The sequence below is a fragment of the Pantoea sp. RCC30.1 genome (assembly GCF_058148845.1).
Window position 1 is genome coordinate 64,351 of sequence record NZ_JBXUHX010000001.1, and the last position, 25,998, is coordinate 90,348.

The 25,998-nt window shown below is 54.4% G+C and carries 31 protein-coding genes and 2 pseudogenes; 15 read left to right on the top strand and 18 right to left on the bottom strand.

Translation table 11 applies throughout. The annotated features are described in order from the left end of the window. Positions 1-3 precede the first annotated feature (3 nt). Positions 4-1,098 carry an ABC transporter substrate-binding protein gene (locus AC2LB6_RS00325; RefSeq protein WP_490092287.1) on the top strand — a complete coding sequence of 365 codons (1,095 nt, stop codon included), beginning with the start codon at positions 4-6 and terminating at the stop codon, positions 1,096-1,098. Here AC2LB6_RS00325 and AC2LB6_RS00330 read toward each other — a convergent pair. The 5 genes from AC2LB6_RS00330 to AC2LB6_RS00350 form a co-directional block, all read right to left on the bottom strand. Then, positions 1,087-2,070 (bottom strand): XdhC family protein, encoded by a 984-nt coding sequence (locus AC2LB6_RS00330; RefSeq protein ID WP_490091928.1) that lies wholly within the window; start codon positions 2,068-2,070, stop codon positions 1,087-1,089. The two genes, AC2LB6_RS00325 and AC2LB6_RS00330, sit on opposite strands and share 12 nt — an antisense overlap. Continuing rightward, a complete protein-coding gene (locus tag AC2LB6_RS00335; protein ID WP_490091929.1) occupies positions 2,067-2,633 on the bottom strand; it encodes a nucleotidyltransferase family protein in 567 nt (188 codons plus the stop codon). Before AC2LB6_RS00335 ends, AC2LB6_RS00330 begins: the two co-directional genes overlap by 4 nt. Positions 2,634-2,728: 95 nt before the next feature. Beyond that, positions 2,729-5,038, bottom strand: a complete 2,310-nt coding sequence (locus tag AC2LB6_RS00340; protein ID WP_490091930.1) for a xanthine dehydrogenase family protein molybdopterin-binding subunit — start codon at positions 5,036-5,038, stop codon at positions 2,729-2,731. Further along, positions 5,035-6,027: an FAD binding domain-containing protein gene (locus tag AC2LB6_RS00345; protein ID WP_490091931.1), complete on the bottom strand. Its 993-nt coding sequence runs from the start codon at positions 6,025-6,027 to the stop codon at positions 5,035-5,037. Before AC2LB6_RS00345 ends, AC2LB6_RS00340 begins: the two co-directional genes overlap by 4 nt. Further along, positions 6,024-6,488, bottom strand: coding sequence for a (2Fe-2S)-binding protein (locus AC2LB6_RS00350; protein WP_090965064.1), 465 nt, complete (start codon positions 6,486-6,488; stop codon positions 6,024-6,026). The genes AC2LB6_RS00345 and AC2LB6_RS00350 overlap by 4 nt, the downstream gene beginning before the upstream one ends. Positions 6,489-6,692: 204 nt before the next feature. Here AC2LB6_RS00350 and AC2LB6_RS00355 point away from each other — a divergent pair. After that, a pseudogene (locus AC2LB6_RS00355) lies at positions 6,693-6,881 on the top strand (LysR substrate-binding domain-containing protein); the annotation flags it as partial. Positions 6,882-6,901: 20 nt separating this feature from the next. On the opposite strand, the gene AC2LB6_RS00360 reads toward AC2LB6_RS00355, so the two are convergent. Genes AC2LB6_RS00360 through AC2LB6_RS00375 form a run of 4 tightly spaced genes read right to left on the bottom strand, consistent with a single transcriptional unit; the run spans position 6,902 to position 10,330 of the window. Then, positions 6,902-7,741, bottom strand: coding sequence for a metal ABC transporter permease (locus AC2LB6_RS00360; RefSeq protein ID WP_490091932.1), 840 nt, complete (start codon positions 7,739-7,741; stop codon positions 6,902-6,904). Further along, on the bottom strand, positions 7,741-8,601 hold the full coding sequence (gene sitC, locus AC2LB6_RS00365; protein WP_090965044.1) for an iron/manganese ABC transporter permease subunit SitC: 861 nt from the start codon (positions 8,599-8,601) through the stop codon (positions 7,741-7,743). Before sitC ends, AC2LB6_RS00360 begins: the two co-directional genes overlap by 1 nt. A gap of 2 nt (positions 8,602-8,603) precedes the next feature. Beyond that, positions 8,604-9,419, bottom strand: coding sequence for a manganese/iron ABC transporter ATP-binding protein (locus AC2LB6_RS00370; protein WP_490091933.1), 816 nt, complete (start codon positions 9,417-9,419; stop codon positions 8,604-8,606). Further along, entirely contained in the window at positions 9,416-10,330 is a 915-nt protein-coding gene (locus AC2LB6_RS00375) for a metal ABC transporter substrate-binding protein (RefSeq protein ID WP_490091934.1), read from the bottom strand. The genes AC2LB6_RS00370 and AC2LB6_RS00375 overlap by 4 nt, the downstream gene beginning before the upstream one ends. A 458-nt stretch (positions 10,331-10,788) precedes the next feature. Between AC2LB6_RS00375 and AC2LB6_RS00380 the strand changes: the two genes are divergently transcribed. From AC2LB6_RS00380 to AC2LB6_RS00395, 4 genes are all read left to right on the top strand, one after another. After that, positions 10,789-11,082: a hypothetical protein gene (locus tag AC2LB6_RS00380; protein WP_490091935.1), complete on the top strand. Its 294-nt coding sequence runs from the start codon at positions 10,789-10,791 to the stop codon at positions 11,080-11,082. Between the two features lie 247 nt (positions 11,083-11,329). After that, positions 11,330-11,575 (top strand): regulatory protein YcgZ, encoded by a 246-nt coding sequence (ycgZ, locus tag AC2LB6_RS00385; protein WP_010246891.1) that lies wholly within the window; start codon positions 11,330-11,332, stop codon positions 11,573-11,575. A gap of 175 nt (positions 11,576-11,750) precedes the next feature. Then, the gene (locus AC2LB6_RS00390; protein ID WP_490091936.1) at positions 11,751-12,044 is read left to right on the top strand and encodes a hypothetical protein; all 294 of its coding nucleotides are present in this window, start codon (positions 11,751-11,753) and stop codon (positions 12,042-12,044) included. Between the two features lie 168 nt (positions 12,045-12,212). Further along, positions 12,213-12,467 (top strand): biofilm/acid-resistance regulator YmgB/AriR, encoded by a 255-nt coding sequence (locus AC2LB6_RS00395; protein WP_490091937.1) that lies wholly within the window; start codon positions 12,213-12,215, stop codon positions 12,465-12,467. 467 nt (positions 12,468-12,934) lie between these two features. Here AC2LB6_RS00395 and AC2LB6_RS00400 read toward each other — a convergent pair whose 3' ends face one another. Beyond that, positions 12,935-13,129, bottom strand: a complete 195-nt coding sequence (locus tag AC2LB6_RS00400; protein ID WP_010246886.1) for a hypothetical protein — start codon at positions 13,127-13,129, stop codon at positions 12,935-12,937. A 426-nt stretch (positions 13,130-13,555) separates the two neighbouring features. On the opposite strand from AC2LB6_RS00400, the gene AC2LB6_RS00405 reads away from it, so the two are divergent. Next, positions 13,556-14,572 (top strand): substrate-binding domain-containing protein, encoded by a 1,017-nt coding sequence (locus AC2LB6_RS00405; protein WP_490091938.1) that lies wholly within the window; start codon positions 13,556-13,558, stop codon positions 14,570-14,572. Between the two features lie 112 nt (positions 14,573-14,684). Then, positions 14,685-15,080, top strand: coding sequence for a (R)-mandelonitrile lyase (locus tag AC2LB6_RS00410; RefSeq protein WP_490091939.1), 396 nt, complete (start codon positions 14,685-14,687; stop codon positions 15,078-15,080). A 22-nt stretch (positions 15,081-15,102) separates the two neighbouring features. Here the strand turns inward: AC2LB6_RS00410 and AC2LB6_RS00415 are convergent, their stop codons facing one another. Next, positions 15,103-15,987, bottom strand: coding sequence for a LysR family transcriptional regulator (locus tag AC2LB6_RS00415; protein WP_490091940.1), 885 nt, complete (start codon positions 15,985-15,987; stop codon positions 15,103-15,105). A gap of 99 nt (positions 15,988-16,086) precedes the next feature. Here AC2LB6_RS00415 and AC2LB6_RS00420 point away from each other — a divergent pair, with 99 nt between their 5' ends. Further along, the gene (locus tag AC2LB6_RS00420; RefSeq protein ID WP_490091941.1) at positions 16,087-16,812 is read left to right on the top strand and encodes an SDR family oxidoreductase; all 726 of its coding nucleotides are present in this window, start codon (positions 16,087-16,089) and stop codon (positions 16,810-16,812) included. Positions 16,813-16,849: 37 nt separating this feature from the next. Here the strand turns inward: AC2LB6_RS00420 and AC2LB6_RS00425 are convergent, their stop codons facing one another. The 4 genes from AC2LB6_RS00425 to AC2LB6_RS00440 all read right to left on the bottom strand — a co-directional run bounded on the left by AC2LB6_RS00425 (position 16,850) and on the right by AC2LB6_RS00440 (position 20,074). Continuing rightward, positions 16,850-17,590: a YoaK family protein gene (locus tag AC2LB6_RS00425; protein WP_490091942.1), complete on the bottom strand. Its 741-nt coding sequence runs from the start codon at positions 17,588-17,590 to the stop codon at positions 16,850-16,852. Positions 17,591-17,801: 211 nt separating this feature from the next. Further along, positions 17,802-18,131, bottom strand: coding sequence for a DHCW motif cupin fold protein (locus AC2LB6_RS00430; protein ID WP_490091943.1), 330 nt, complete (start codon positions 18,129-18,131; stop codon positions 17,802-17,804). A 25-nt stretch (positions 18,132-18,156) separates the two neighbouring features. Further along, positions 18,157-18,849 carry an aspartate/glutamate racemase family protein gene (locus tag AC2LB6_RS00435; RefSeq protein ID WP_490091944.1) on the bottom strand — a complete coding sequence of 231 codons (693 nt, stop codon included), beginning with the start codon at positions 18,847-18,849 and terminating at the stop codon, positions 18,157-18,159. A 67-nt stretch (positions 18,850-18,916) separates the two neighbouring features. Then, complete coding sequence (locus tag AC2LB6_RS00440) at positions 18,917-20,074, bottom strand: MFS transporter (RefSeq protein ID WP_490092288.1); 1,158 nt, start codon at positions 20,072-20,074, stop codon at positions 18,917-18,919. A 137-nt stretch (positions 20,075-20,211) separates the two neighbouring features. On the opposite strand from AC2LB6_RS00440, the gene AC2LB6_RS00445 reads away from it, so the two are divergent. After that, on the top strand, positions 20,212-20,718 hold the full coding sequence (locus tag AC2LB6_RS00445; protein WP_490091945.1) for a MarR family winged helix-turn-helix transcriptional regulator: 507 nt from the start codon (positions 20,212-20,214) through the stop codon (positions 20,716-20,718). A 5-nt stretch (positions 20,719-20,723) separates the two neighbouring features. Here AC2LB6_RS00445 and AC2LB6_RS00450 read toward each other — a convergent pair whose 3' ends face one another. Further along, positions 20,724-21,326, bottom strand: a complete 603-nt coding sequence (locus AC2LB6_RS00450; protein WP_490091946.1) for a helix-turn-helix domain-containing protein — start codon at positions 21,324-21,326, stop codon at positions 20,724-20,726. A gap of 43 nt (positions 21,327-21,369) precedes the next feature. Between AC2LB6_RS00450 and AC2LB6_RS00455 the strand changes: the two genes are divergently transcribed. The 5 genes and pseudogenes from AC2LB6_RS00455 to AC2LB6_RS00475 form a co-directional block, all read left to right on the top strand. Then, positions 21,370-22,065, top strand: a complete 696-nt coding sequence (locus AC2LB6_RS00455) for a B3/B4 domain-containing protein (RefSeq protein ID WP_490091947.1) — start codon at positions 21,370-21,372, stop codon at positions 22,063-22,065. A gap of 103 nt (positions 22,066-22,168) precedes the next feature. Beyond that, positions 22,169-22,489, top strand: coding sequence for a hypothetical protein (locus AC2LB6_RS00460; RefSeq protein ID WP_490091948.1), 321 nt, complete (start codon positions 22,169-22,171; stop codon positions 22,487-22,489). Positions 22,490-22,668: 179 nt separating this feature from the next. Further along, positions 22,669-23,040 (top strand): phospholipase D-like domain-containing protein, encoded by a 372-nt coding sequence (locus AC2LB6_RS00465; RefSeq protein WP_490091949.1) that lies wholly within the window; start codon positions 22,669-22,671, stop codon positions 23,038-23,040. A gap of 37 nt (positions 23,041-23,077) precedes the next feature. Next, on the top strand, positions 23,078-23,413 hold the full coding sequence (locus AC2LB6_RS00470; RefSeq protein ID WP_490091950.1) for a hypothetical protein: 336 nt from the start codon (positions 23,078-23,080) through the stop codon (positions 23,411-23,413). Positions 23,414-23,559: 146 nt separating this feature from the next. Further along, positions 23,560-23,700: pseudogene (locus AC2LB6_RS00475) on the top strand (STM2901 family protein); the annotation flags it as partial. A 523-nt stretch (positions 23,701-24,223) separates the two neighbouring features. Here AC2LB6_RS00475 and AC2LB6_RS00480 read toward each other — a convergent pair. Next, positions 24,224-24,784, bottom strand: a complete 561-nt coding sequence (locus tag AC2LB6_RS00480; RefSeq protein ID WP_490091951.1) for an RBBP9/YdeN family alpha/beta hydrolase — start codon at positions 24,782-24,784, stop codon at positions 24,224-24,226. Next, positions 24,781-25,659 carry an arylamine N-acetyltransferase family protein gene (locus AC2LB6_RS00485; protein ID WP_490091952.1) on the bottom strand — a complete coding sequence of 293 codons (879 nt, stop codon included), beginning with the start codon at positions 25,657-25,659 and terminating at the stop codon, positions 24,781-24,783. Before AC2LB6_RS00485 ends, AC2LB6_RS00480 begins: the two co-directional genes overlap by 4 nt. Between the last annotated feature and the right edge of the window lie 339 nt (positions 25,660-25,998).

A 25,998-nucleotide genomic window follows, 5' to 3' on the forward strand; every position in this document is an offset into this window, starting at 1 on the left:
GTGATGCTGGTCAGTGCGGGCGCACATGCCCGCACGGTGACCGACATCACCGGTCGTGAGGTGAGAATCCCCGATCATCCGCAGCGTATAGTGCTGGGTGAAAGCCGGATGCTTTACAGCGTTGCGCTCCTGACGCCAGGCAACCCGCTGCAACACATCGCTGGCTGGCCGCAGGATCTGAAAAAGTATGATCCTCAGACCTGGCAGATTTTTGCCCGCCAGTTTCCACAGATGGAGCATATTACGGTACTGGGTCTGGATGGCGTCAATGACATGAATCCCGAACAGGTGATCGCGCTCAAGCCTGACGTGGTGATCCTGCCGCAGCTGGCGCGTGGCAGTGAAAATGGTGCCCTTCTGGAGAAGATGCTTGCTGCGGCGAATATCCCAGTGGTGAAGATCGATCTGCGGGTTGAGCTGCTGAAAAACACCGAACGCAGCATCACGCTGCTGGGCGAGGTACTGAACCAGCCCCAGCGGGCCGCTGACTTTAATCGCTTTTACCGCAGCCACATGCAGCGCATTGCGAGTCGCCTGGCGGATTACCACGGCCCGAAACCGTCCGTGCTGTTGCAACTGCATCTTGGACGACGCAGTGAATGCTGCGTGACGTCGGTAAATGGCAATCTGGGTGAGCTGCTGAAGTTTGCTGGTGGCAATAACATTGCCAGCCAGAAGATCAAAGGCGTGTTCGGGCGGCTGAGTGAGGAAAGTGTGATTGCGGCCCAGCCGGATTACTACTTTGCCACCGGCACCGGCAGCGCTGATGAAGCGGGCGCGCTGAAGGCCGGCCCCGCCGTCACCACGGCACAAACCCGGCAGAGCCTGCTGGCGCTGACCAGTCAGCAGAATGCGCTGAAGCAGCTCACCGCGCTGCACGACGGTCATGCCGGCGCTATCTGGCACAATTTTTATCTCAGTCCGTGGCACGTCGTAGCGACCGAATTCTTTGCTACCACGCTCTATCCACAACTGTTCCACGACGTCGATCCTGAGCAGACATTGAAGCAACTGTTTCGTGATTTCCTGCCGATCCCCTATTCGGGCAGCTACCTCTATCGGCTGGCACCGGAGGCAAAACCAGCATCAGGCGGCTGACTGCCCGCGATTTTTCACCCGGACGATATCGGCCATGACAGAGAGCGCAATCTCCGCCGGCGTTTTGCTGCCGATGGGCAGGCCGATGGGCGCATGGATGCGGTCCAGTTCGGCACGATCCATACCCGCGATCTGTTGCAGTCGCGCCCGTCTTTTCTCGCTGTTTTTTACCGAACCCATGATGCCGATATAGAACGCGGGTGTGGCAATCGCCTCCATCATCGTCAGGTCATCAATGCGCGGGTCGTGGGTTAATGCCACAATCGCCACCGCTGCATGCGCGCCGTTCAGCTCCAGCCAGCGCGCCGGATGCTGTGACACCAGCGTCACGTTATCTGCGCCGCTGAAGTGGCTCTCCAGTTCCGTCAGCATCTCGGGGCGGTGCTCACAGACCCGCACATGAAAACCCAGGATCTGCCCGAGCCGGATGCACTCATACGCTACGCTGGAGTAGCCCGCGATGAGCAGTTCCGGTATCGCGCCGACTGGCAGTAACATCTGCTCCTCGCTGGGATCCAGCGCGGGCAGTGCGCGATCGGCGGCGACCACTTCCCACTGCGCACGTTCGCCGGGCCGTATCACTTTCACCATCGGCTGCTGTCCACTCAGCGCGCGCTGCATCGCCGTCAGCAGCGCCAGCGTGGCGTCATCGGGCGGCAGAAACTCAATGACAATCTCCAGGCTGCCGCCGCACGGCAAATTAACGTCAGGACGTATTCCGCCCTCACCGTATCGCACCCGCTGACTACTGGCGCGATAGGCACCCGCCGCCAGCTGCGCCAGAAAATCTTCTTCGATGCAGCCACCCGACAGCGAGCCGCAGTACGCTCCGGTTTCGTTAACCGTCATCAGCGTACCCGGCGCACGCGGCGAAGAGCCATAGGTGCGCAGCACCGTGCACAGCCAGACCTGCTGGCCCGCCTGGCAACTGCTTAGTGCCGCATTAATTACGCGTTGATCCAGCGTTATCATGAACATTCCTTTATTAACTGGAGATCGGCGGGGAGATCGATATCACACAGACAGCCGCGATCGTGAAGCAGCAACTGCACGGCCAGTGACTTCACCGCCGCCTGTGGTCCGGCATCGTCCTGTAACGCGTTCAGCATCGGATAGCATTGCTGCTGAAAGCCCACCGGATGACCAGGCCTGCCGTCAATCCACGGCCTGACGATCGGCGCATCCGCCAGCGCGGCGCTGACGGCGCAATAACTTTCAGGCGTCACGAAAGGCATATCGCCCAGCGCAATCAGCCAGCCGTCGTAGTCATGGCTGGCATTAACTCCCGCTGCGATCGATTCGCCCAGCCCGCCGCTGTCACAGAGCACTAAAGTCGCCTGCGAACAGAGCTTGTGGATTGCTGATGCGTCGGGACGCGTCACCACGAACAGGTCAAGCCCGCTGGCAGCGGCCTGCTCCAGTGTGTGTTGCAGCACCGGTTTGCCCTCCAGATCAGCCAGCAGCTTATGCTCGCCTGCCTGCTGGCGAAAACGGCGACTCAGCCCGGCTGCCAGTACGACCAACGCTATCTTCACACTCTTTCTCCGCTCAGGGTGTAAAACGGGCGCAGGCTCCAGCCCACGCCCGCAAAACGACAATCTGATCTGCTGTCAGCAGATCAGGAACTGGCTCAGATAATCTTGTCGAGCGTAATTGGCAGGTCGCGTACACGCTTGCCGGTGGCATGGAACACCGCATTACTGATCGCTGCCGCAACCCCGACGATACCCAGTTCACCCACTGGTTTACCGCCCATCGTGGTCGCCTCAAAATCCGGCTCGCCAACGTTGATGGTGGTAATGTCAGGAATATCGCCGTTAACCGGCACCAGATAATCTGCCAGGTTGTTGTTGATCACCCGACCGTTACGCGGATCGACAATGCCCTCTTCCATCAGCGCCTGACCGACACCCATGATCATGCCGCCAATCCACTGGCTGCGCGCCAGTTTAGGATTATAGAGACGACCGCTGTCGAGCGCCGCCACCATCCGTTTTACCCGAATCGTGCCGAAATCTTCATCGACACGCACTTCAACAAAATGCGCACTCCAGCTGTGGGCAGAGAATTTTTCAGGACGGGTCCCGTCATTGAGGTTGCGCACCATCTTGTCGCGCTCACTTTCTGACATATCGTCCGGGAAGGTTCCGCCTTTCACCGTCAGACTCTCCGACGGTGCCAGGCTCGCCAGCTGCCAGAATGACACGGCCAGATTGCTGCGCTGATTATGCTGCACCCCGTCGCCTTTCAGCGTGAGCTGGGATACGGGAGTTCCCTTCAGTGGCGACTGTGGCAGCTCACTGGCCAGCTTCAGCAGTTGGTCGCGCATACGTTTAGCGGTGTCGTCCACCGCGGCGGTTACATTGCCAGCCAGCTGCGAACCGCCCGCTACGCCAGCGCGCGGCAACTCGGTATCACCCAACTGAACCTCAATGGTGGTGGAGGCGATGCCCAGAATGTCGGCAGCGGTCTGCGCCAGAATGGTATAGGTTCCGGTGCCGATATCCGCACCGCCGCACTGCACCACAAACGTCCCCTGCGGCGTCAGGATGATTTTCGCCTCAGCCGGCAGCTTGTTGACCGGATAGGTGCCGGAGGCCATGCCCCAGCCAATCAACTCTCGTCCTTCGCGCATCGATCGCGGCGTCATGATCCGCTGGTCCCAGCCAAAAGCTTCCGCGCCTTTCTGATAGGCTTCTTTCAGTCGGCGTGAACTCCACGGCAGATCAAGTTGATAATCTTTATCTGCCCAGTTGCGCAGACGCAGTTCCAGCGGATCGATGTTCAGGGCATAGGCCATCTCATCCATCGCGACTTCCAACCCAAAGGCGCTGGGGTTTTCGCCTGGCGCACGCATCCAGCCTGGCGTAACGGTGTTGATCGGCCTGATCTGATGCTGAGCGGAGACATTCTCCACCGCATACATGCGGGCGGTGACTTTGCTGCAGTTCTCGGCAAACACATCGATGAGTGACGTTTCACTGAAGCTGCGCTGAATAATCGCCTGGATTTTGCCGTCACGGGATGCGCCCAGCTCCAGCTGCTGCGAGGTGGCGGCACGTCCGCCGAGGCCGGTAAAGGTCTGCGGACGGGTCAGCGACACCTTGATCGGGCGGTTAAGCGCCCGCGACGCCACACTCGCCAGCGCGACGTGGGTGTAAGGCACCGGCTTTGAACCAAATCCGCCGCCGACATAAGGCGAGATGATGCGCACGTCCTCAACCTCAATGCCCATCCACTCGGCGATTTCCACCTGCGCGCCCGCTACCCACTGGCTAGGTTCCCAGACGGTGATGCGTCCATCCTGCCACTGCGCTACACAGGCGTGCGGTTCCATCGGCATGTTGTATTCGCGCGGCGTGGTGTAGCGCTGACTCAGACGCACCTCGGCCTGCTGCATCGCCGCCTGCGCATCGCCCATATCGATATCCTGTTTCGAGACCGGTTTCGGCTCGACGCCCTCATCGGTAGCAAAAATCAGCGCGGGTGAGGTTTCATACTCAATTTCCACCAGCGAGGCGGCATAGGTCGCCTGCTCAAACGTCTCTGCCACCACCAGACCGATGTTCTGGCCGTTGTGAATAATCACATCATCCTGAATCGGGGTGTAGGTTGACTGCGCCGCGCCGCCGTCGGCAATCGCGGTGGGTTTGTTGATCTTTAGCGTGTTCAGGTGGGTATAGACCGCCAGCACACCAGACGCCTGTTGCGCCTTTTCCGTCGACATCCGGCTGATACGACCGCTGGCGACGGTAGACTGGATCACCACGCCATAAAGCGAATTTTCCGGCTGATGTTCGACCGCATAACGCGCTTCACCGGTGATTTTCACTTTGCCGTCGCCCCGCGAGCGTGGGGCGCCCAGTCCTTCAATGGGTTTTTCTGCCGCTGAGCCCGCGTTGACCAAATCCGGACGCGCTTTGTCGTTTACGTCACTCATGCGGTTTCTCCTGCTGCCATCAGCGCGCGTGCAATCACACGCGGCGCCAGTTTTACTTTATAGGCGTTGTGGGTCAGCGCCTGCGTTTCCTGAGTAATCAGTTCTGCGGCCTGGAACACCGTCTCTTCATTAAACGGCTGGCCTTCCAGCGCCTGCTCCACTGACCGTACCCGCCAGGGTTTGGTCGCAACGCCGCCCAGGGCGATATGCACCTGACGCATCACACCGTTCTCCAGCGTGAAGCCTGCCGCTGCGCTGGCTGCAGCAAACTCATAGGAGCTGCGGTCGCGGACTTTGAGATAGTGAGAGTGCCGGAGAGCGTCGGTTTGCGGCACTTCAATGGCCATGATGATTTCATCATCGCGCAAATCGTGCTCACGGTCGGGCGTGTTACCCGGCAGCAGGAAGAAATCATCAATCGCGATGCGGCGGGTTTCGCCCTGCTGATTCTGCAGGACCACGATAGCGTCAAAAGCCACCAGCGCGACCGCCAGATCGCCGGGATAGACCGCGATGCAGCTGTCGCTGGCACCCAGAATGGCATGGTTGCTGTTGACGCCATCCAGGGCGGCGCAGCCGGAACCCGGATTGCGTTTGTTGCAGGCGGTAAAGGTCGCCGGATCGCGGTAATAGGCACAACGGGTGCGCTGACGTAAATTACCGCCCAGCGACGCCATGTTACGAATCTGCGGCGACGCGGCCTGCCACAGGCTGCCATAAATGGCTGGCGCACTCTGCTGGCAGTCGGGATGATCCGCCAGCTGACTCATGGTGACCAGCGCGCCGGCCGTGATTTTATCGTCGTCAAACTGCAGATTTTTAAGCTCTGTTAATCCGCTGATACCGATTAACTGCGGTGGCGTGAAGACGCCACACTTCATCAAATCGAGCTGCGTGGTGCCGCCTGCCAGCAACTGGCTGCCTGACTGCTGTTTCAGGGAAGCGGCTTCCCGAGGAGACTGCGCGACTTTCCAGCTGAATTCATTCATGCGGACTCCTTCGCCATCTCTGCAGCGGCCTGTTTAATCGCATCGACGATGTGCGGATAAGCTCCGCAACGGCAGAGGTTGCCGCTCATGTATTCACGGATCTCATCGTCCGAACCGGCGTGGCCCTCTTTGATGCAGGCGACGGCGGACATGATCTGACCCGGCGTGCAGTAGCCACACTGGAAGGCATCATTTTCCATAAAGCAGCGCTGCACCGGGTGCAGTTCGCCCTCGGTGGAAGCCAGCCCTTCAATGCTGGTGACTTCCGCGCCGTCCGCCTGCGCCGCAAGCGTCAGGCAACTCAGCACCCGCTGACCATTAATCAGCACCGTACAGGCACCACACTGCCCCTGATCGCACCCTTTTTTGGTGCCGGTCAGGTTCAGATGTTCGCGCAGCGCGTCGAGCAGCGTGACACGCGGATCGACCTGCATCTGCTGCGACTGCCCATTAACCTGCATTGTTAGCGATATTTTATCCGACATTGTCTGCTTCCCATTGTTGTGGGCTAAAAGATGATTTTTTATTGGTATTTTTCTGACGGGAGTTAAATCGGGGAAAATCGTGATAACCCTAATCTTTACGCGCGTATCTCTGCCTTTAGGTTTAGCAGCTTTTTGGCAATCTGGTGGGGAAGTCGGGAAAAGTCAGCGTTATCTGAACCACAGAGCGGGTTGAGGATCTGCTATGTGCCGCAGGATAGCGTTGCGGAACACCTTAAAAGTGGCCGTCTGGTTCAGGTGCTGGCTGACTGATGTGAGCCTTTGCCGGGTTATTATCTTTACTATCCCAGCCGCAGACAGCACACCAGCGCCTTTACACTTTTGATTGATGCGGTGCGCTATCACGGTTGAGAGAAAGCCGCGATAGCCAGTCAGCTGGCATTAAGCCGCTGCCGTTCCATTTGTCGCGTTTTTCGGCCCGCAATCACCATCGCCACGATAAATACCAGTGCAAACAGCACCACGATCGTGGGTGCTGGCGCGCTGTCGATAAAGAACGAGAGATAGACCCCACTCAGCGACACCAGCACCGACACTACGACGGCCACCAGCAGCGCATGTGAAAAGCGTCGGGTAAGCAATACCGCGATAGCACCGGGCGCAATCAGCAGGGAAATGGACAGGATGATCCCTACCGCTTTCAGTGTCGCGACAATAGTCAGCGAGACCATGCAGAGCAGCCCGTAATGCAGTAATCGTGCGGGTAAGCCAGAGACCTGCGCCTGCTGCGGATCAAAACTAAACAGCATAAAATCACGCCACTTGACCGCAATCACTATGACGATCACTGCTGCGATGAGTGATGTCTGAATAATGTCCGCGCCGGTAATGCCCAGCATGTCGCCAAACAGAATGTGATCGAGGTGCACTTCAGGTTTCACGGCAATGTAGAGGATCAGTCCCACTGCAAACATGCCGGAGAAGACAATGCCCAGCACAGTGTCCTGCTTGATGCGGCTGTTATCCTGCAAAAATCCACTGGCGACTGCGCAGAACAAACCGGCGACAAACGCGCCCACCGCCAGCGGCAACCCCACCATCCAGGCAAGCACAATGCCAGGAAACACCGCATGGCTCATAGCATCGCCCATCAGCGCCCAGCCTTTCAGCACCAGAAACACCGACAGCAGCGCACAGGGGATCGCCACCACCAGCGCGATAAGCAAGGCGCTATTCATAAACGCGAACTGGAAAGGTTCAAAGATCCACATCAGCCAGGCTCCTTTTCGGGTTGCTGACGGCCACGACGCCGGTTAGCCAGAAGGCCATGTTTCGGCGCAAAGACAAACGCCAGCAGGAACAGCAACGTCTGCGCCACCACAATGATCCCGCCCGTTGCGCCATCCAGGTAGTAACTTGCCCAGGCACCAAGAAAACTGGTGATGCTGCCAATGGCGACGGCAATCATCAGCAGACGCGGAAAGCGATCGGTCAGCAGCCAGGCCGTCGCGCCGGGCGTGACCACCAGACAGATCACCAGAAACGCGCCGACGGTTTGCAGCGCCGCCACGGTTGAGACCGCCAGCAGTGTAAAAAACAGAATTTTCAGGCGTTCAGGCCGCAGACCGATGGCGCGTGCATGATTTTCATCAAAGAAAGTGACCATCAGATCTTTCCACTTAAACAGCAGAATGATGATCGACAGCCCGCCAATCAGGGCCAGCTGGAGAATATCGGCGGGTGCAATCGCCAGAATATTGCCGAGTACGATGGTCTGAATGTTCACTGCAGTCGGATTGAGCGACACCATAAACAGGCCCAGACCAAAGAAAGAGGAGAAGATCAGCCCGATAATCGCATCCTCCTTTAAGCGCGTGCGCTGATTGAGCAGCAGCATACTACCCGCCGCCAGCCCACCTGACAGAAACGCCCCCAGCGCAAACGGCAGCCCCAGCATGTAAGCGCCCGCCACACCCGGCACGATGGAGTGCGACAGCGCATCGCCAATCAGCGACCAGCCTTTAAGCATCAGATAGCAGGAGAGAAACGCGCAGAGGCCGCCTACCATGGCTGAGACCCACATCGCGTTGAGCATGTAATGATAACCAAAGGGTTCCAGTAACAGTTCCATGGTTAACTGCCCTCTTCGGGTGCAGCGCGAGGCGCGATAAAAGGTCGTTCATCATCGGTGATAATCTGATCGTCCAGCCCTTTTACCATCACATGACGCAGTACGCCGCTGAATGCACGCTCAAGATTGGCGGCGGTAAAAGTGGTCCGGGTCGGACCGCTGGCCAGAACGGTGCCTTTTACCATCACCGTGTAATCACAGAACTCCGTGACCGATCCCAGATTATGGGTTGAGACCAGCATGGTCTTGCCTTCATCGCGCAGCTCTCCCAGCAGGCTGATGATTCTGGCCTCGGTCTGAACATCCACGCCGGTAAACGGCTCGTCCAGCAGGATGACGCTGCCCTGCTGAGCAATGGCGCGCGCCAGAAAGACCCTTTTCTTCTGCCCGCCAGAGAGTTCGCCGATCTGGCGATGGCGATAGTCCAGCATATCGACCCGCGCCAGCGCCTCACTGACAATCTGCTGGTCGTGCGGTTTAGGCCGGCGCAGCAGGCCCATGTGACCATAGCGCCCCATCATCACCACATCTTCCACCAGCACCGGAAACGACCAGTCCACCTCTTCCGACTGCGGCACATAAGCGACCAGACTCTGGCGCAGTGCCTGGCGTGTCGGCATACCCAGCACCGAGATGCTGCCACTGGCGAGCCGGACAAATCCCATTAACGCTTTGAACAGGGTGGACTTGCCTGAGCCATTCACGCCCACCAGTGCCGCAATCGATCCGCCCGGCACGCTGAAACTGGCGTCATGCAGCGCAGTATGCCCGTTGCGATAGGTTACGGTGACACCGGAAACCACGATGGTGTCTGTCATTGCGCTTTCTCCCCCGCTTTGATGCCCTGCACCAGCGTCTCTGTAGTGACTTTAAGCAGGTCAAGATAGGTCGGTACCGGTCCCTGCGCGTTGCTTAAGGAGTCAACGTAGAGCACGCCACCGTAATGCGCACCGGTTTCCCGTGCGACCTGACGGGCGGGCTTGTCCGAGACCGTGCTTTCACTGAACACCGCCGGAATGGCATTTTTCTTCACCTGATCGATCACTTTTCTTACCTGCTGCGGCGTGCCCTGCTGGTCAGCATTGATCGGCCACAGATAAAGCTCTTTCATGCCCAGATCACGAGCCAGATAGGAGAAGGCGCCTTCGCTGGTTACCATCCAGCGTTTATCCTCCGGGATGTCGGCAATCTGCTGACGCAACGGATCCAGTGCGGCGGTAATTTTTTGCTTATAAACAGCGGCGTTCTGACGATAGGTTTCCGCATGCGCAGGGTCATACTTCACCAGCGCATCGCGAATGTTATCAACATAGATCAGCGCATTGTCCGGTGACATCCAGGCGTGCGGGTTTGGTTTACCGTTGTAAGGCCCCTCACCAATGCCCATCGGTTTTATCCCGGCAGAGACTACCACTTCCGGCACCCCTTCCAGATGCTGATAAAATCGCTGAAACCAGAGTTCGAGATTCAGCCCGTTCGCCATGATCAACTGCGCGCCCTGCGCCCGCTTAATATCGCCGGGTGTCGGCTGGTATTCGTGTATTTCAGCACCCGGTTTGGTAATGGATGTGACTTCTGCAGCATCGCCCGCCACGTTCCTGGCCATGTCAGCGATTACCGTAAACGTCGTCACTACCTTAAATTTTTCTGCTGCATAGCTGCTGGTCGCCATCAGGCTTGTCAGTAGCGCACTCAGTAGCAGCATGGTTATTTTTTTTATCGGGACCATAGGGCGATCTCCAGAGGTGATTAAAAACAGAACATAATTAGCATAGGCTATTTTTTATAGCACAGGCTATACCTTTGAGACAGCGAAGGGTTGTGAAGTTTCTTCAGCGTTATGGACCGGGTGTGAAGTTTTGTAAATTTTCGTTATTACTTATTGATATGTAATGGTTTAAATTTAATGACGAAGAGCATGTTGCAAAGGTGCCACGCGGTGAAACGCAGATTTCCTGAGCCCTCTTATCCCACTTCGGGTAAGCCGCAGAAGCAGGAACAGGATTAAGACCCGCTCCGCCACGACCTTCGTTTTACGCAGTGGAATTTGTCACTGGACTAGACAGGTGTCAGGTGTACAGAAGTTCGACGATTAAAATAATCTTATTGATAGGCTGAATTGATTAAGCTTCGTAAATTTTTTTGCTACAGTTAATGTTACTTACCGCAACCACCCAGGAGGATAATTTGTATTTTTCCAGCGACGAAAAAGCGAATGTCATCATTGGCGAAGCCGCAATGAACCTGTTTAATGCCGGTCAGGAAGTGAATGTTGAACTGCTGATTAATGAGCTAAGAGTCATGGCTAACTCTGAAGTTAATGAGAATCGCCTTGAGCAGATGCAGCATGCGCTTCAATGGCTGTTGGGATTCAAAACTATCGGTTCTCGCAGCACAGCCCCAGCGAACTGGCTTTCCAAAACCATTGGCAAAGAGGCCGCTGCTTCCGTCTCTGCTGATGACATCTTCTTCAAACACTAATGTACGTGTCCCGTTCCCCGCCGGCCTTAATATTCAGGTCGGAGCGTCGGTGGGGTGTTAATGATACAAGAATCTGGTACAATTTTTACCTCGCTACAAACTCCTCGTAACACCCTGTTTTAAAAGCCTTAGCACTTTTTGCACAAAAAAATTAATCCCAAAAATCCAAAATCCTGTACAAGTTTTGCAAAGATGTATAACTTGCGCATCCAGAGTGCATACATTTAAACCACCTGAGGACAACAACATGCGTCAGAACGGTCAAGCCCCGGAAACGATCAGCGATATTGCCCGTTACTTTAATCAGGCCAGCTCACCGTCGCAACAGGAGACGCTGGGTTCGGTTGTGGTGGAAATTCTGCGCGCAGGTCATAGCCTTAGTCGGAAAACGATTTGCAGTAAACTGCTGAGTCGCCTTGAACTGGCTGCCACGCCAGAAGAAGAGAGTCATCTGCATGAACTTATTGCGATGCTTTTTCGTCGCGAAGATTAATGCCCTCTCACGGTCGTGCATGTTAATCAGGACACCTGTTTCAGCCATCACCCAGGAAGATCTACCGTAGCAATAAAGCCCAGTACTGCTTCCCGTATCGGGTGCGCTAATGTCGCACCCGCTGACGCATACGGACCCGCAGCATGGCCATTGATTCGCAATCAGAGAAGCCAGTATGTACAGAAGTGAAGATGAGAAACTGACAGATGTTATGATCGGCGAAGCCGTTCTGACATTACTCAAGTCAGACAAACCGGTATCCAGCAATGCCTTAATCGCACAGCTCGAACTGATGGCTGCTGATGCTGACGACGAAGTGAAAGTGTCAGTGATTCGCAAAGCCATCACTGAAGTCCGTAATGGTATGGTTGCCGCGCGCAAACGCGTGCATGGCGACGTTACCGAACGTGATAACACGGCTCATCGTATGAACAGTGATGGCCCGCCTGAAGGTTCGAAAAAGCACTGATTGAGTGTACTGCGTACCTGATACATGCGGCTAATTTTAAGCGAAGCGGCAGACCTGAATAGAATTTTTAAGGCGGGCTGGGCAAAACGAAAACTGCGTCTACATTCGTTTTTGACTTCAACCATTAACCATTGCGTCTGACCCATTTTCCTCAGAGAAAGAAAAATCATGCAGCATTCATTATCAGATTCTTCAATCATTGACTACTTCCGTAGCGCAGGCGATCAGCTTGCTCCGGAAACCGAACTGCTGGGCGCAGTGATTCGTGACATTGTTGCTGATCAGGGACGTGTAACCAATAAAGCCATCATCCTCTATCTGATCGCAGAACTGGAATGCACTTCAGATGTTGTCAGGCTGGATGTGTTACGCAAAACGCTGGAAATCGTGGTTGGCCGCACGCCAGACGATACCGGCATCTGATACCCTATCCTGCGTTACTTCTGGTAACGCAGGGTACCCTTCCCACCTGGCCCGCTTTTGCAACCGTCCATCACTTTCGCTGTATACCCGATATGCCACATAGAAATTATCAGATATAAAAATCCTTTTGCAGATTAATGATGTGGCAGGGATTTGATCCCGACGATAACGCTTTTTTGCGATCATGCCAGATGATGAGCACTCAGGTTTAATAACTGCTGCAAAATGAAACTACGTACTTCTTTATCTGAAATCCGCTACCCATAATTAATAATCAACAGAAGGATCTGACTGACATTTTTTAATGTGGTCACTAACCGTCTCGCTGAATAAAAAAGAAACGACCGACTCACAGAAAAATCCGTTTTAATGGCAGTCAGCAATATGCCATTCCTCTTATTCTCGCCGATGTGAAAGGTCGCTGGGCCGCTATCATCAGGCCCCCGGCATAACGCCCGGCATCAGCCCTAATGCATCTTGCGGGTGAAAAAGCTTATCGCTTCCTGGCACAGTGCTTTCAGCCTACTGTCGCGCGTCTCTTCGCTCAGGCGAAACAGAGCGTCCGTAATGTCGTGAAAATGAACCGGCTCTCCAGCCTTGATCAAATCACTGACAACCGCACCAACCAGCGCACGGATTTCATTATCGTTGTCGTACTTCACACGACCTCCCGATGGTGTATGCATATACAGTCTATCATTAGCGGGAGCCAAAAAACAAAAAAGACATCAAGTGGCAAATATAAGCGAAGCGTCAATAAGGTTATTAACTATACAGTCTCAGAATATTATCTGGATTTATTTTCACCCGGCGCAACCCTGAAGCTATAAATAACTAAAACGGGGGCGGCAACCGCTGCAATCTATTTCTGCCCGTGTATGACGTAGTCGAATCTCTATATATTCCGAAACCAGGCTGTTCGCTGAAAGTGTTTAAAAGATATTTTCCCGATTAACTGTTTGTTCCGATAACCTGCGCGGCAGGTTTACCGGCCTGATATGTTCTGACCAGCCTTTCTCAAATGATCATCAGACAATGGCCAGCAGTATGATAAAACTATCGTCATACTCTGGTGTCACGAGCAGCATATGGCTAGATTCACCCTGAAACAGATCGCAGCTCAGTCAGGACTTAGCCTGGCCACCATCGACCGTGCCCTGCATCAGCGCGGCAACGTGCATGCCCGGACACAGCACCGAATCCAGCAGGCGATAGCGGATCTTGAACTGATGCAAAAAGCAGGACTCGCGAGAGGAAGAACGATCTATTTCGACGTAATCATGCATATACCTGACCGCTTTCAGCCACTGATACGTGAGGCACTCAGCAGTCAGATCGCCAGTTTCTCCGCCTTTAAACTTCAGCTGCGTTTCCACTTCGGGGCGAATTTCACGGTGGAAGCGATAAATGCGCTGTTGAACAAAAAAGCGTGTCACAGTCACGGCGTCATTCTTAAGGCGGCCTGTTCCGGAGAGCTGAACCCCATCCTTGAATCGCTGCTGAAACAACGCGTTCCGGTGGTTACTATGATGAGCGATTTACCTGGCAGCGCGCGTCTGCGCTATATCGGCATGGATAATTTTGATGCCGGTAAGGTGGCGGCGTTTCTGATGTCGAAATGGCTGCGGGTTAGCCGATCCCACATCGTTGCGGTAACCGGCAGTCGCGATTTTATTGGCGAACAGGAGAGGATCCAGGGTTTCCAGCGAGGGATGCAGCAGTTTGCGCCCCAGCATCAGGTGAGCGTGGTCGCAGGCGGGTATGGCATTGATGACCGGATGCATCATTCGGTGACGCAGTTTTTGCAGAACCATCCGGACGCAGACGCGGTTTACACTGTCGGCGGCGGCAATCCAGGGATACTGCGCGCATTTGATGAACAAAAGCGCCAGGTGAATGCCTGTATCGGTCACGATCTTGATCAGGAGAATTGTGCCCTGCTGCAGGCCGGTAAAATTGATGCGCTGATTGAGCATAATTTACAGCTCGATGCGCTGCACGCCTTCAGAACGCTACTGGAGTTTCATGGATTTCTGCCAGCGTCAGCACCGCCTGCGCCTTACTCTAAGATCAACATCATCACCCAATACAACATGACGGCCTGAATAGCGTTTTTATTAATAAGCCCTGCTTATAGCCCTATGCGCACAGCGCGGGCTAACCACTCTCCGGTCCACAGGTTACACTTTAACTCACCCTTAACAGCAGGAGTCAGTTATGAAAATTATCGCCAGCGGATCCCAACCTTCACGTAAAGGGCCAGTAGACTATTTTACCGGCACAGTCCGGATTGATGCGCCATTTCAGGCAACCGAACCTGCCCGCGTGGGCGGTGCGACGGTGACCTTTGAACCGGGCGCCCGCACCGCATGGCATACCCATCCACTGGGGCAAACGCTAATCGTTACGCAGGGACAGGGCTGGATTCAGTGTGAAGGTGAAGCCATTCAGGTGATCAATACCGGGGATATCGTCTGGATCCCGGAGAATGTGAAGCACTGGCACGGCGCAACGCCGGATAACGCCATGACACATATTGCTATCGCTGAGTCACTGAATGGCTCGCCGGTTGACTGGCTGGAGCACGTCAGCGATCAGCAGTATCAGCGCTGATTGACAGGGTATTCCGCCCTGTTCATAACCTGACGTGATCGATCAACGCCCTCAGCTTGGGGGCCAGGTTTTTGCGGCTTGGGAAATAGAGATAAAACCCGGCAAAAGCAGGCAGCCACTCATCGAGTAAGGTCACCAGTTCGCCACGCGCGATGTAAGGCTGGAAGGTCTCTTCCATACCAAAACTGATGCCACCTCCCGCGCAGGCGGTGCGAATCATCACACCCATGTCATTGGTAGTGAGCTGAGGATTGACGGCGACATCAAACTCCCGTCCCTGCTCAGCAAACTCCCAGCGATAAGGTGCCAGGCCCGGACCTTTACGCCAGCCTATGCAGCGATGATTGACCAGCTCTTGGGGATGTTGCGGCGTTCCTGCCCGCGCCAGATAGGTGGGCGACGCCACCGCGACCTGACGCTGCGCGGTGGAGACCGGCACCGCAATCATATCCTGCGCAATTACCTCCCCCAGCCGCACACCTGCGTCATAGCCCTGCCCGACAATATCAAACTCCTCATCGGTGACGGTGATATCCAGCTCCACCTGGGGATAAGCGGTAATGAAGCTCGCCAGCAGTTCTCCCCCCAGCATCCGCTCTGCAATTGAGGAGATCGCCAGCCGCAGCTGACCGCGCGGCTCAGCCGCCAGTTCGGCGATATCGGTGACAGCGCGGTTAAGCTGGTTGATCGCCGGAGCCACTTCCGCATAGAGCCGCTGTCCGGCTTCGGTCAGCTGCACCGCGCGCGTGGTGCGCTGCATCAGCGTGATGTTAAGCCGATCCTCCAGCCGCCGCAGACTCTGACTGATCGCCGGACGCGTAACGCCCAGCTGTTCGGCTGCCAGCCGGAAATTTCGCGTCTGTGCCACAATCACAAAAACTTCGAGAGCATTTTTATCGGCATTCATTGGTCAAATTCAGTTACCAGTCCGTAAAGTTTTTGGTGGATTATCTTTATAATCCAGCCGCCGTATGATCGCCAGTGACAACCTGACTGGAGAAGTAAAATGACTCAGAAAGTGATTTTAATTACAGGCGCATCAAGCGGCATTGGTGCCGGCATCGCACGTGAACTGGCTAAAACAGACGCCATTCTGCTGCTGGGCGCACGACGCGAAAGTCGCCTGGCCGCGCTGGCTGAAGAATTACAGTTCAATGGCGCGGAGGTGGCAATCAAGGCGCTTGATGTCACGCGCCGCGACGATGTGGCGCAGTTTGTGGATTATGCACTGGAGAAATGGGGCCGGGTCGATGTGATGATCAACAACGCTGGTATTATGCCCCTGTCACCGATGGCATCGCTGCGGGTGGAAGAGTGGGAGCAGATGATCGATGTGAACATCAAAGGGGTGCTGTATGGCATCGCGGCGGTGCTGCCGACTATGCTGACCCACCAGCGCGGCCACATCATCAACATCGCTTCCATAGGTGCGCTGACGGTGTCGCCCACTGCGGCAGTCTACTGCGCCACCAAGTTCGCGGTGCGGGCGATTTCCGACGGACTACGGCAGGAGAACAGCCAGTTGCGGGTGACCTGTGTTCATCCCGGTGTGGTTGAGAGCGAACTGACGTCCACCATCACAGATCCAACAGCCGCCGAGGCGATGCAGCACTATCGCGCTATTGCCCTGCAGCCGGACGCCATCGGTCGCGCCGTGCGCTATGCCATTGAGCAGCCTGAAGAGGTGGATGTGAATGAAATCGTGGTGCGGCCAACCCGCACGCAGCAGTAAGCAAACGGCCCGATGCACGATGCATCGGGCAGCACGATCAGTAGAGGCTTCGACGGGTGCGCTGGACGGTGACGGCGATGGCCGTCAGTGCCACCAGCATCAGAAACACGCCAAGACCAACCATCGCGTTAAAGCCATAGGCTTTAAACAGCAGCAGACCGGCAATACAGCCGCTCAGGAAAGAGAACACTGTTGTCAGATGGGTATGAAGAACCTTCTGGAAGAAGCGACGATCGTCAGTTTCAAGATGCACAGCGTGTGACGTGTGGGCAAATATCCAGGAACCCAGCGCAATGCCCGCATCGGTCAGCGTACCGGTGATGTGCGTCGACCTGACGCGGCCATTGGAGAGCTGCGTGGAAGTCGCATTATGAATCCCCATTAAAAAGCCCAGCATCAGCAGCACTTCCCCATTAAAACTTGGCCGGTAGAACACGATCTCAAAGATCGATGCCGCCGTGAGTACCGCCCCTTCCACGAGAATGATCAGACAGAAAATGGTGCGCAACTTATGTCTGATCCCCACTACCACCGCCAGCCGGGCAACGGTACAGCCCAGCACAAAGGCAATAATCAGTGCCATTAAAAACAGCATGGTGTGAAGGTCGCTGGTGGTCACTTCCTGAGATATCTGCGAGGTGTTTCCCGTCATATGCGACGGGAAAAATCCAAACGCGCCCAGCGCCATAGCATTCAGGATGCCGGCGGTAGTGGCCAGCACCAGCGCCAGCAGTCGGTCTTCGGTATGCGAACGAACTTTCTTCTTTTTTATCAGCACAGGCTTCCCCACATCAGGTGAATGCAAAACGGTCTTATAGGGCTTCAAGCATACAACCTGATGGAAATTATTCCTGTCAGAACCAGATAACTCTGATGAAATAAGCCATTAATTTTGCTGATTTTTATAAAGCAGATTCAGTTTACTTTTAAAAGTGTCAACGACGCGATGATTCACCAGCAGATGACCATAAAAGAGGCGGATAGCAAACTCAGTCAACGATAAAGAGCTGCGCGCCAGTAGTGGTAAACGAACGATGCGGTTCAGCCTCGTCCGCCACCTGATAACTAACGCCGGGTGTCAGTACGAAACGGCGTCCATCGGCCAGTTCAGTGTGAAGCTCGCCCGCCATGCAGAGTAAAATATGGCCCTTGGTGCACCAGTGATCGGCCACATAGCCCGGTGAATAGTCGACCATGCGAACCCGGATATCGTTAAATTTTACGGTTCGCCACGTCGCTTTTCCCTGGTCGCCTGGATGAATCGTTTCTTCAACCTGATCCCACTGCGTCAGGCCAAACGGCAGATTGTCTATTTTCATGCGATTCCCTTATTGAGGATAAACGTTAAGACAGAGCCATAATAACCGCCTCTTCCGCGTGGATCAGCGTGGTATCAAATAGCGGCACGCTGGAATCGGTGGCATCAACCAGCAGTGTGATTTCAGTGCAGCCCAGAATAATGGCCTCGGCCCCCTGCACCACCAGCTTCTGCATGATCTCCCTGTAACGACGTCGCGAGACGGGATTGATTTTGCCCAGACAAAGTTCCTGGTAAATCACCTCATGCACGAACAGACGGTCCACTTCATCTGGCGTGATTACCTCAAGGCCAGACTGCTGTTGCAGTCGCCCGCGATAGAAATCCTGTTCCATGGTGAATCGGGTTGCCAGTAACCCGACCTTACGCACGCCAGCCTGCTGAATGCGCCGTCCGGTGGCGTCGGCGATATGCAGCAGCGGGATGCCTGTTGCGGTGCTGATTTGTGCTGCTACTTTATGCATGGTGTTGGTACAGAGTACGATGAACTGCGCGCCAGCCCGCTCCAGATTACGTGCCGCTTCAGCCAGAATCTCACCTGCCTGCTGCCACTTGCCCGCCGCCTGAAGCTGCTCGATGTGCTGAAAATCAACGCTGTAGAGCACCAGCTCCGCCGAGTGCAGTCCACCCAGTTGCTGCTTAACCTGCTGATTGAGAATGCGGTAATAGAGCGCAGTAGACTCCCACGACATGCCGCCTAACAGACCAATGACTTTCACACTGCACTCCAGGTTCAGGGATTTCACTTCAGCATGCCAGATCGGCCGTGTTCGGCAACGGCTTTATTCAGGCTGCCCTGATTTGGGGTCTGAAGCGCCAGGCCATCACCATCAGCAGCACCACGCCAACGCTCATAATCAGCCATGCCTGGTTCAGTGACGCACCGCTGTCACGCACCCAGCCCGCCACCAGCGGCATCAGCGCCGCAATCAGGTATCCGCCACCCTGCACCCTGGACAGCAGAATCCCCGCCTCTCTGGCGCTGCGCGCATGGTCCAGCGTCACAATCAGCGACAGCGGAAAGAGTGCGCCGATGCCTGTACCCAGTAACAGCGCAGAGAAAACCGGCATCGTGTCCGGATAAAACACCAGACTCAGCAGCCCCGTCAGCAGCAGGGCCAGCACGCCGAGCAGCAGCGGGCGACGATCGGGAAAGCGATGTAATGCCGCCGAGACGATGAACCCTGCCACCACTTCGGTTAACGTCAGCGCAGCGAGCAGATAACCACTGTGACGCGCACTCCAGCCCAGCTGAATGTAGAATGGCGGCAGCCAGGCCAGAACCAGCGTGTAGGCCCCGGTGCCAATCCCGAAAAACAGTGTCAGCAGCAGGGTCCGCTGCACAGGCAACGTCGCCATATCCGAAGTCAGACTCACCTGCGTTGACCGCCTGACCGAGGTCAGCCAGATCAGCAGCGTCACCAGCGCTAATCCACCGGAGATCGCCAGCGCGGGTTGCAGGCCCAGCCACGAGAACAGCGGTTCAGCACTGGCAGCGGTCAGTGCCGCGCCCGCCATAATGCCAGTGCTGAACAGTGCCATCAGCGTCGGCGCGGCTTCAGCAAAGCGTTGCCGGATCAGGGCGGGCATCAGCGCCTGTATCACGCCAATCCCTGCGCCTCCCGCCAGCGCAGTTAACATTAGCTGAGCGGAAGTCAGGTTAACACCGCGCCACAGGCAGGCAGCCGCAAGACAGAGCAACCCGGCGGCGATGCCCGTTACCGGTCCGATGCGGGCGATGAGCCACGGGCCGGAGAGTGCCGCCAGGCCCATCATCGCTACCGGCAGTGTAGTCAGCAGGCTGAACGCGGTGGCTGACAGCCCGGCCTGCTGTTGCAACACCGGAAACAACGGGCCGATAATCGCCAGCATCGGGCGCAGGTTCAGCCCGATCAGGAAAGCGATCACGGCAAACAAAGTGGGGAATAAGAGTTTATTTTTCATCATAGACGCTCTGACAGAGGATTGACGTTGACAGCACCGGGCTGTCACTATTTATCTTAACGTTAAGATAAATTTCGTCCACTGTTAAGAGGGTGAGCACAACCCGACAAAATAACCCCAGCATCTACAGGTGATTTATGCATGACCATATTGATTTCGTTGTCAGCCAGTGGGACAACGCGATGCCCGATCTTGATGCCTCTTCCATGCGTATCTTCGGCAGAGTGCTGCGTCTGATGAAACATCTGGCCAAAGCGCGCAGTCAGGCACTGGAGCCGTTTGGTTTTCAGGAGGGGGAATTTGATGTGATGGCGACACTGCGACGGGCGGGATCACCTTATCGCCTGTCACCCACTCAGCTCTACCAGGCGCTACTGGTGACCTCCGGCGCGATGACAAATCGCCTGAACCGGCTGGAGCAGCAGCATCTGATTGAACGTGTTGCCGCGCCGGATGATAAGCGCAGCATGCTGGTGGGGCTGACGCCGCGCGGGCAGCAGCAGATTGAGGATGCACTCCGCGTTCATACTGCCACGCAGGAGGCGGTGCTGGCCCCGCTGGCCGCGTCAGAGCGCGCTGAACTGGAGAGACTGCTGAAAACCCTGCTGCTGACGTTTCCCGGCGAAGCAGCAGTCGCAGAGTAGCGCCTTCAGCGCTGAAGTTCGGCCACCGTCATGGTGAAGATAACCGGCTGGTGATCGGCACTGGCATAGGCGTGCGGTATATCGGTACGCGCAACAGCAGCACAGCCCTGCTGCACCACCAGGATCTGCTCGCCCACAGTTAATGCCAGCGTGCCCTGCTCAACGTGCAGCAGTTCGAGCGTGCCGGAAGAATGGCCGGTTGAACTGAACACTTCGCCCGCAAACATCTGCCAGCGCCATAGCTCGATCATATCCGGCCCGCGTGTTCCCGCCAGCAGCTGCGCACTGCCGCCCTGCTCACCCTGCCACAGCACGGGCATGTCGCTGTTTTCTATCAGCCAGGCGTCAGGTGCATGCGAAACGTTAACGATATCCGCCACCGAGATGCCCAGCGCGGCAGCCACTTTACAGAGAATGGCAATGCTGGGATTGGCAGCGCCTTTTTCGATCTCGACCAGCATCCCTTTACTGACGCCTGCGCGTCGGGATAACTCGTCCAGCGAGAGTTTCTGGCGTTTACGCCAGCTTTTGATGCTGTCTGAAACAGCCTGATTGACGCTGGCGACATCGGCACCCGCATCGGTCGTTATATTGACTTTATTGGTCATCGGTCATTACTATGAAATAAATTAGTCACTGAGAGAGTATCCGATGTTATCTGTTCATCCGTCAATCGATCCCGCCGTTTTCGCGCTCGCCCCCGGCTTTCGTGCCATGAGTATTGTGGTCGAGGCGACACCCATTATCCGACCTGAGATCGCCAGCGAAGCACTGAAGAGTGCATGTCAGCAGGTGGTAAATGATGATGCGGCCTGGGCAGATGCGCATCTCGCCGCCTGGGCTGAGGTGTTCAAAGCCTTTGGTGCCAAAGCGAAACGCACGCCCTGCTCTGCTGAAGCATTGCGCAAGCGCGTGCTGCGGGATGGGGCATTGCCTGCTATCGATCCGGTTGTCGATCTCTATAACGCCATCAGCATTCGTTACGCCCTGCCGGTCGGCGGTGAGAATATCGCGGCTTACGCTGGCGCGCCGCGTCTGGTGATTGCTGACGGCAGTGAACGTTTCGATACCGTCAAAGAGGGCGAGGTAGTTTACGAGTCACCGGAACCCGGCGAAGTGATCTGGCGTGATGATGAGGGCGTGACCTGCCGCCGCTGGAACTGGCGTCAGGGTGTACGAACCCGACTGGATGCCAGCGCGCGTCAGATGTGGTTCATTCTGGAAAGCCTGCCCGCTATGCCACTCACCGCGCTCCAGCAGGCCAGCGACGATTTGGTCTCGGGATTACAGCAGATGATGCCGGATGCGCAGATTAGTGCGACGCTGGTTGAAGCGCCCGTAGTCTGAACATTGCCACACGGGGTTAACGGTGAGCGTAATCTGTGGCAGGATACGCGCCCTGCGTCTGGCCATCTCCGGCTGACTTAACTGCCCACAACCGGTGACTCCGATGGCTAAAGTAAAATACATCCTGCCCCTGCTGCTGATCCTTGCTCTGGCCGCATGGTGGTTTATCCCGCACGACAGTGAGGAAGATAAGGCGTATTACGTCGCGGTGTTCTGCGCGATTGATCAAAACAGTGTGCAACCGCTGGATCAGCAGATGCAAAACGTCATTGAAGGCGGCAACTCTGACTATGCGTTGCAGAAAATTGCCTATAAACCGGGGCTGGGTCGCAGTGTCATTAGCCGCTGGCAGCAGCTAACGACTGATGAGCAACAGCGCGCAGCGAAGGATAACCTCGCTTGCCAGCAATTGCTGAAGCGCTGATTTCCGCTGAGTGTGTTTAACGGATCTTTCATATCATTTCGCGCAGGTCATTATAATGGCCGCGCCCGTCCTGGCTTATTCCTCAGTACCTGAAATCGCCGTGGGTTTTCCGTTTACGGCTGAAAGAGATGCATTGAATCGTATTAGACGCTATCGATGGCGCTGAAAGCAGTATCGTTATGATGGCATACAGCTTCAACAGTGAGCCGATTGCGGCGGCACTGGTGTACGCGAAAAATTGCGGTGTAACTGTCCAGTTAAGTGACGATGAAAAAGCCAGCAGCGACCGGGACACAGCCGTGACCTTTCTGGCCGATCTGGGTGTGGCAGTGCGACTAAATAGCCGTTACGCCATCATGCAAAATAAATCCATGGTGATTGACGATAACACTCTCAAGACGAATTCTTTTAATTACACCTCATCTGCTGAGAAGCGTAATGCCGGGAATGCACTGGTCATCAGAGACAACTCATTCCTGAGTAAGAAATATCAGAATGAATTTAACCGGCTTTGGGCAGAGTCATCGCCCGTACAGTGCAATTATTCATGATCGACAGGCGAAATATAATCTGCTTAGCGGACTGTATATGACAAAGAAAAAGGTTTATCCGGTCAGCCCACGCTTTATTCTGCTGGATTCCCGCGATGAGGGAGCTGTGGAAGAAAAGCTGAGGCAGGAAAAACGCGCTTTTATCAAGCTTCTACGCTACGACGGTGAGGAAGACGTCTTTCCGGATTTTGTGCTCAAAGATATTCCCGGTGTGGATGCGCTGCCGATGGATATGTTCGGCATGAACTCGCCGGAGTACCTGCTGCGCAAGCAGGTAAAAACCTCTCACTATGAGGCGGAATATGGGCCCGGGCGTTGGTGGTACTGGAATGCTGCTGAGAAGTCAGACATGCCTGCATTTCCCTGCGTCTGAAACTGATGTCTTTTAACTGCAGGGAGATATGGCTGAAGTACCGTATCTGTTTATCCTGTGCCTGACAGGTTGTCAGGCCTGAAGGCGGGAGGTATTGTTTAAGAAGCGTCAGGACGATAAATGAAGGGAACTTGAGGGAGTTGACAATGGACACCACTGAAGAACTCAATAACACCTATTTCTACGCGGGCAGACCGAACCTCACCGCTGGTGAGCTATTTTTCATCAATTTCTGTGAAGAGGTCGCTGAAAAGCTGGGCATCGATGACTTTGGCGCTATCGAAGCTACCAGAATCGCTTGATAATTTCGTAATGGTACGGCATGTGAAAAATGCGTAATGACGCTAACAGCGATTGAGCCTGCCATTGCTGCTCCCAGATAGGAGACAAAGAAGCAGCTGAACAGCGTCGTTCTGCTCTTGGAATCGATATTTGATCCCATAAGAGAGTTCCCCAACGACAGCTGTGCGATCATTCCGGAAAGTATTAACCCAAGCGTAACGGCATTTCCCCAGACCGTTGTAAGCATCGGCAGAAGAATAAATGGCAACGCGTAGATGAATGCAAAAATTAACAGCAGCTTCTTCTGAGACATCCGTCTGCTGGCAAAAATCAACGGAATTACTGCTGCCGCCATCATCGTCATAGCTACAGCATAGATGTGTCCCGTTGCAGTTTTATCAACGCCACGTGCCTCCAGGTAGAAGTTATAAACGGCATCGAACATGCCATTGCTCAGCCCCATCAGGAAGGTAGCGAGTAAAAAACTGTGAGCGGCTGAGCCAAATTTCTTCATTTCCCCAAACATCTTTAGTCCTTTTCTCTAACACTCAGTAATGCGATACCCGTAAAGTTTTCAAACAGACGCTCACCCTCCGGCCATTCACCATACCCCGCGGCCGTGTGAAGATGTCCCGCGCCGCTGAACAAGTGGGTTTTACATCTCCATTCCGCAGCCAGGGCGTGCGCGCGCGCTTCGCTAAGATGCTCGTCATTGTCACTGTGAATGAGCAGAGCATTGTATCCCAGCGTTCCTTCGGGTAACGGTCGCTGTTGTCTGATAGGAACTATCGCTGTCTCAGCGTCTACATCTGCCGGTGCTACAAGAATCAGAGATTTAACCCTATTGCATGAATGCGTAGCAGCCCACTGTGCTACGGCAACTGCACCACAGCTGTGACCAAGCAGTACTATGTCCCCCTGCGTGCCGACAATTACTTGATTAAGTCTGTTAACCCATAAAGAACAAGGTGTATTCCAGTCATCCTGCTGAACACGCTTAACATTGCTGTACTTCCTTTCCATAAATGACTGCCAGTGATCAGGGCCTGAATTTGTATATCCCGGAACAATTAGATATGTGGTCGTCATTGGCTTCTCGCGTCAGTAAGTTTTTCAGGGGAAATTTTGATCCCGAACCTTGTTGACAGCAGTTGTGCCATTTCCTCCCTGTCAGTTATTTCCCTTGATAAGGTACTTAATCCATTTACCTCGGTAAAAGTATTGTTTCGTATGCTAATTCTGCCGTTCTCTGTTGGAAGACTTGCGACCCTGTTTGTGTTAAGCAGACTTTCTAACGAAAAGAGAGTGTAGAAATAAGCCATGTTGATATCGGCGGGGTAAGTAGCAACATCATGAAATGAATAAATGTTTTCCCAGACCGCATCATTTTTACTGTTTTCTTTAACGGAGACTAACCAGCCAAGCTCAGGATGACGGCTAACTCTGGAGGACAAAAAAGGATGCTCATGGATGTAACCGTCAGTAAGTAACAGAGGTGCTCGTGGGCCTTTCGCACCAAAACCTACATCAAAAATCCACTGTTCGTTGTCTACAGTCACAATAAATAACTGGTGTGTTGCAGGCGTCATAAAGGGTATCAGAACCCTTGCCAGACGTGTCTCATACATAAAGCCGATATGATCAAACATCTCTTTTAGCAATATTGAAAATTCGAAGCAGATCCCACCCCTATTGTTAAATATTATTTTATCGGCAATCACGTCACGTGCTAAGTCTCCAGACGCATTATCCCGCATACTGAAGTTTTCAAACGGTACTGAAAAGAAGTGGGCCCTGTGTATAACCGAAAGGAACGAACTATCCCGTCTTGGCTTTTCTATTAAATTCAGTCGCTTTAAGTAACCAGAAATGTCCTTTATGTTGCTTTCCTTGAAGCTCTCATAGAGTTTTTCATATGCCCCGCCTACACATCGGGAGGAGATAGTAAGAGAAAAATGTGACAAAACAACATAATTATCACTGAAAAATATTAAAATCTCTTAATTATAACGCTATGATTCCGAAAAGATATGTTAAACCAGTAACCCTTAATAACTAAGTGGATGTAATTTATGTATTTAATATATGTGAATATGTATATTCTTAAAGGTTATAAACAAAATTCACATTGCTTTACTTCTTAATGACTCGCCTTATAAGGTTCGTTGCGTATTTGTTATGCATACTTTATTTTTATGTTTAAAAAAGTCAGCATTATTTTAACATGGTTGGGGTGGTGATGATTTTCGTTTCTAAACAGCAGATGGGCGGAAGTGAATCGCTGAGGGTTGGCAATCCCCCCA